This is a genomic window from Oceanobacillus luteolus (genome assembly GCF_023715655.1).
In the GTDB taxonomy this organism is placed as follows: Bacteria; Bacillota; Bacilli; order Bacillales; family Amphibacillaceae; genus Oceanobacillus; species Oceanobacillus luteolus.
Genome location: NZ_JAMBON010000198.1, coordinates 1 through 248 on the forward strand (window position 1 = coordinate 1; position 248 = coordinate 248).

Genomic DNA, 248 nt, shown 5'->3' on the forward strand with positions numbered 1-248 from the left:
TAAATATTAACAAGACCCCGAATTTTCGCTAATTTACTTTAATGCAAATAAAAAGTCCTTTATAATGGATTTATTCAGGTGGTAACCCATCCAAATCCAAAAATAAAGGACAAATCTCATGGATAAGGTTACACGAAAAACTTCATTTGGACAATGGTTTTCACCAATCAATCTTCAATTATTTGAAGAAAGTGTGAAAACGTTGAAATTAGATTACTATACAAAAAAACTAACGACAGAGTCATTTT

At 29.4% G+C, this 248-nt stretch carries 1 protein-coding gene; it reads left to right on the forward strand.

Annotation, left to right across the window (positions count from 1 at the left end):
* Nucleotides 1-118 precede the first annotated feature (118 nt).
* The coding region (locus tag M3210_RS20340) for a DUF4372 domain-containing protein (protein WP_251518120.1) at nt 119-248 on the forward strand (130 nt) is incomplete at its 3' end.